Origin of the sequence: Kitasatospora sp. MBT66, from assembly GCF_000710405.2 — a bacterium.
In the GTDB taxonomy this organism is placed as follows: Bacteria; Actinomycetota; Actinomycetes; order Streptomycetales; family Streptomycetaceae; genus Kitasatospora; species Kitasatospora purpeofusca.
The window spans coordinates 1-4,653 of record NZ_JAIY01000012.1 but is presented as its reverse complement, the minus strand read 5'-3'; the positions used below and the strand labels follow the sequence as shown (position 1 = coordinate 4,653).

At 72.6% G+C, this 4,653-nt stretch carries 4 protein-coding genes; 2 read left to right on the top strand and 2 right to left on the bottom strand.

Annotation, left to right across the window (positions count from 1 at the left end; genetic code table 11):
- The first annotated feature begins 23 nt into the window (after positions 1-23).
- On the top strand, positions 24-1,559 hold the full coding sequence (locus BI06_RS32460; protein WP_051742431.1) for an FG-GAP-like repeat-containing protein: 1,536 nt from the start codon (positions 24-26) through the stop codon (positions 1,557-1,559).
- Between the two features lie 219 nt (positions 1,560-1,778).
- Here BI06_RS32460 and BI06_RS32455 read toward each other — a convergent pair whose 3' ends face one another.
- Positions 1,779-2,822, bottom strand: coding sequence for a zinc-binding alcohol dehydrogenase family protein (locus BI06_RS32455; RefSeq protein ID WP_043474339.1), 1,044 nt, complete (start codon positions 2,820-2,822; stop codon positions 1,779-1,781).
- Between the two features lie 191 nt (positions 2,823-3,013).
- Here BI06_RS32455 and BI06_RS32450 point away from each other — a divergent pair, with 191 nt between their 5' ends.
- Entirely contained in the window at positions 3,014-3,400 is a 387-nt protein-coding gene (locus BI06_RS32450) for a helix-turn-helix domain-containing protein (RefSeq protein ID WP_078880130.1), read from the top strand.
- A 76-nt stretch (positions 3,401-3,476) separates the two neighbouring features.
- Here BI06_RS32450 and BI06_RS32445 read toward each other — a convergent pair whose 3' ends face one another.
- Positions 3,477-4,547, bottom strand: a complete 1,071-nt coding sequence (locus tag BI06_RS32445) for a Gfo/Idh/MocA family protein (protein ID WP_082558842.1) — start codon at positions 4,545-4,547, stop codon at positions 3,477-3,479.
- Positions 4,548-4,653: the final 106 nt, after the last annotated feature.

Sequence of the window (4,653 nt, the reverse complement as noted above, 5' to 3'; positions counted from 1 at the left end):
CTGAGCAAGGAAGAAGGAATCCTGTGAAGCGCACTCTCGCACTCGCCCTGGCCGCCGCGAGCGCGGTGGCGGCGGTCGCGGCCACCGCCCCCACGGCCTCCGCCGCCGCGCCCGTGCCGGCCCCGCTGCTGCGGGTGATGCCGCTCGGCGACTCGATCACCGCCGGGTACCGGAGCAGCACCGACGCCGGCTACCGCGGGCTGCTCGGCGACCTGGTGGCCCAGCAGAACCGCTACACCGTCGACCTGGTGGGCTCGAACCACAACGGCGCGGTCACCGACCCCGACAACGAGGGCCACAGCGGGTACATGGTCAACGACATCGCGGCCGGGGTCGACGGGTGGCTGCAGGCCGCGCAGCCGGATGTCGTCCTGCTGCACATCGGCATCAACGATCTGGACCGGGGCACCGACAAGGCCCACGCCGCGGACCGTACCTCGGCACTGATCGACCGCGTCCTGGCCGGTCGTCCCGGGGTGAGCGTCCTGGTCATGGGTCTGATCCCGACGACGCCGAACCTGACCGCCCTGGTGGCCGACTACAACACCGCGCTCAGCCGGGCCGTCGAGACGAAGCAGGCGCAGGGCCGCAAGGTCCGCTACACCGCGGCGCCCGCGCTGACGCCGGCCGAACTGGCCGACGGGCTGCACCCCGACGACCTGGGCTACCAGCGGATTGCGCAGACCTTCGGCCAGGCCCTGGACCGTGCCTTCACCGACGGCCTGGCCGTGCCGGCAGCCGCGCGTCACGCCGGTACGGAGTCGGGTGGGGCGGGTCGGGTGCGGTGGGCGGACTTCGACGGTGACGGCCGCGCCGACTACGTGGTCCTGAACGACAACGGTTCGGTGCGGGTGTTCCTGAACAAGGGCGGTGACGGGCACGGCGGTTGGAACGACCTCGGCCAGGTCTCCACCGGGATGACCTCCGACCGTGCCCGGGTGCGCCTCGCGGACTACGACGGTGACGGGCGTGCGGACTACCTGCTGATCAACGCGAACGGTTCGGTGCGGGTGTTCCTGAACAAGGGCGGTGACGGGCGCGGGGGTTGGAGCGACCTGGGCCAGGTGGCCTCCGGTCTCACCGCCGATCCTTCCCAGGTGACGTTCGCGGACTTCGACGGCGACGGCCGCACCGACTACACCACCGTCGCCGACAGCGGCGCCGTGAACGTCTTCCTCAACCGCGGCGGCGACGGCCGCGGCGGCTGGGTCGACGACGGTCGGGTCGCCGGCGGGCTCACCACCGACCGCAGCCGTCTGCGCCTGGCGGACTTCGACGGCGACGGGCGCGCCGACTACAACGTGGTCAACCCCGACGGATCGATCACCACGTTCCTGAACAAGGGCGGTGACGGCCACGGCGGCTGGAGCGACCACGGACGGACGGCGTCCGGCCTCACCACCGACCAGAGCACGGTGGCGCTGGCGGACATCGACGCCGACGGCCACGCCGACTACCTCGTCACCACCGGACCGACCACCGCCTTCCTCAACAACGGCGGCGACGGCCGGAACAACCCCGGCTGGATCGACTACGGCCGGATCGCCGCCGGCAGCTGAGCGGGCAGGGCCGTGCCGCCGCGCACGGCGACCACCACCGGCCCGCGCCGCGCCGGGTCACCGCACCGTCGGCCGTGCGGTGACCCCGCCCCGGACCCCGGCTGCCCCCGCCACCAACGGCAGGGGCGGCCGGGGTGTCCTCGTGGGCCCGCCGCAGAAGCGGCCGGCGCGTGTGCGGGCCCCGTCCGCGCTACCGGCGGTGGTTGCCGTTGCGCGGGCTCATCGGGCGAAGCCGGTGAGGGTGGTCTTGCCGATCGTGGTGCCGGACTCCTGGCGGCGGTGGGCCTCGCGGAGGTTGGCGGCGTTCACCGGGCCGAGGTCGGTCGTCGCGGTGCTGGTGAGCACGCCGTCGTCGGCCAGGCGGGCCACCCGGTCCAGGATGCGGTGCTGGGCGTCCAGGTCCGGGGTGCGGTGCAGGGAGCGGGTGTACATGAACTCCCAGTGGAACGAGATGCTCTTGGACTTGAGCACGCCGATGTCCAGGGCGTCGAAGTCGTCGATGGCCACGATCGCTCCGAAGGGCTTCAGGGCCTCGGCGTACGCCGGGAGGTTGCGGTCGGTGCCGACCGTGCTGAACACCAGGTCCACCCCGTCCGGTGCCACCTCGGCCAACTGCCCGGCCAGCGGCTCGTGGTGGTCGACGATGTGGTGGGCGCCCATCCGACGGGCGAAGTCGGCGCTCTCCGGACGGGAGGCCGTGCCGACCACGGTCAGCCCGGTCAGCGCGCGGGCCAGCTGGGAGACCATCGCGCCGACGCCGCCCGCGGCGGCGGTCACCAGCAGGGTGCCGCTGCGGTCGGGGGCGACGGCGGCCTGCCCCAGCCGTTCGAACAGGCCCTCCCAGGCGGTCAGCGCGGTCAGCGGCAGCGCGGCGGCCTCGGCGAAGGAGAGCGTGGCGGGCTTGTGCCCGACGATCCGCTCGTCCACGGCGTGGTACTCGGCGTTGGCGCCCGGGCGGTCGATCGCCCCGGCGTAGTAGACCTCGTCCCCGACCTCGAACAGCTCGACCGCGGAGCCCACCGCGACCACCGTGCCGGCGGCGTCCCAGCCGAGCACCTTCCAGTCGCCCTGCGGATCGACGTTCTGGCGCACCTTGTGGTCGACCGGGTTCAGCGCCACCGCCTCCACCCGGACCAGCAGGTCCCGCGGACCGGGCTGCGGCACCGGCAGCTCCACGTCCTGCAGGCTGTCCGGGTCCTCGACGGGCAGGCTCGCGCGGTAGGCGACCGCGCGCATCGTCGCGGGGATCTCGTTCTTGCTCATCACGGCGTCCTTCGTTGCGGGATCTCGTCCTGGTGCCGGTCCTGGGTGCGGGCGGGCGCGGCTCGGGTACGGCCCTGGTACGGCTGGTGCACCTGGCCGGCGCCGGCTCCCGGGGGCCGTCACCTGGACGGTACGCAACAGGTAGTGGTAACCCGCAAGGGCTACTAGTTCCTTTTGGGTACTATGTCGATATGACTACGAAAGCGACCCTGCCCCTGGTCCCGGCGGCGTCCGCCGACTGCGATGCCCCGAAGGACGTCTACGCCGCCGCCTGTCCGTGCCGCGATCTGCTCGACCTGCTCGCCAACAAGTGGAGCGCCCTCGCCCTGGGTGCGCTGGAGCAGGGCCCGCAGCGCTTCGGTGCCCTGCGCGCGCGGCTGCAGGGCGTCAGCCCCAAGGTGCTCACCCAGACCCTGCGCCGGCTGGAGGACCACGGGCTGGTGGACCGCGAGGTCTTCGCCGAGGTCCCGCTGCGGGTCGAGTACAGCCTGACCGGGCTCGGCCGCGACGCCTGCGCTCCGCTCGCCCACCTGCGGACCTGGGTGGAGCGCAACATCGACCGCTTCCCGGCGGCCTGAGCGGCTCCTCGTGATTCAACACAAGTGAACGTCGACGGATCGGGCGAGCGAGTTCGCGACCGAATCCGGGATGGGCTCACTCTCCCGGGAAGACGACCCCCAGGTCGCGACGGACGCCGTCCAGGACACGCATGATGTCCAGCGTCTCGGCGAGCGGCATCAGGTCGGACTCCGGCCGCCCGGCACCGATGCACCGGGCCGCCTCGGCGGCCTGGTAGCTCATGCCCCCGTCGCGCCGCGGCGGGACGAAGGTGTCGAGCAGCTCGTTGTCCCGGCCGACGAGCCGGATACCGGCGGCTCCGTAGAAGGGGCCGTCGATCTCCAGACGGGCGTGCGTTCCCGAGATCGACGCCGAGGTCGGAGTGCGGGCGAAGAGCGTCGTGTTCAGCACGCCGTGTGCGCCGGACCCGGTGGTGACGACGATCGAGGCCTGCCCGTCGACACCGGTGAAGGCCTTGGTGCCCACCGCCGTCACCGAGGCGAACGGCCCGAGCACCATCGAGGCGAAGGAGACCGGGTAGACGCCGAGGTCGAGGAGGGCCCCGCCCGCCAGCTCGGGGGCGAACATCCGGTGCGCCGGGTCGGGATCCATCCGCTGGCCGTGGTCGGCCGTGACGGTGTGCACCTCGCCGAGCAGCCCGGACCCGAGCACCTGGCGGACCACGTCGATGTGCGGCAGGAAGCGCGTCCACATCGCCTCCATCAGGAACACCCCGCGCTCGCGGGCCGCTTCGACCAACTGCTCGGCCTCGCGGGCGTTGCGGGTGAACGCCTTCTCCACGAGCACGTGCCGGCCCGCCTCGATCGCCTGCATCGCGTGCTCGAAGTGTGCCGAGTGCGGCGACGCGACGTAGACGATGTCCACCTCGTCGTTGCCGACGAGCTCGGCGTAACCACCGTGGGCCGAGGGGATGTTGAACCGGTCGGCGAACGCCCGGGCCCGTGCGGCGTCGCGCGAGCCGACCGCCACGACCTTCTGCCCGGTGTGCTGCTGCAAGGTCTCCGTGAAGTGGGCCGCGATCCCGCCCGGTGCCATCACTCCCCAGTTCAGGGCCGGTGCTTCACGGGGGGAGGGGGTGCGGGGCGCGGGCAGTACGGCGCCCGCCGTGCCGCTTGCGGCTTCGGCGACCGGCTGGTCCTGCGTCATGGGAGGTCCTCTCGATGGACGGGCGAAGGCGGCGGGAGTCGGGTCGAACGGCACGTCCCACCTGGGCGGGTCAAGCTTGGCGTGCCAGGGTGAACTTCCAGGCGTC

Excerpts from the sequence above, each read along its gene's own strand:
- BI06_RS32450 (WP_078880130.1), top strand. The coding sequence starts at position 3,014 with ATGACTACGAAAGCGACCCTGCCCCTGGTCCCGGCGGCGTCCGCCGAC.
- BI06_RS32455 (WP_043474339.1), bottom strand. The coding sequence starts at position 2,822 with ATGAGCAAGAACGAGATCCCCGCGACGATGCGCGCGGTCGCCTACCGC.
- BI06_RS32445 (WP_082558842.1), bottom strand. The coding sequence starts at position 4,547 with ATGACGCAGGACCAGCCGGTCGCCGAAGCCGCAAGCGGCACGGCGGGC.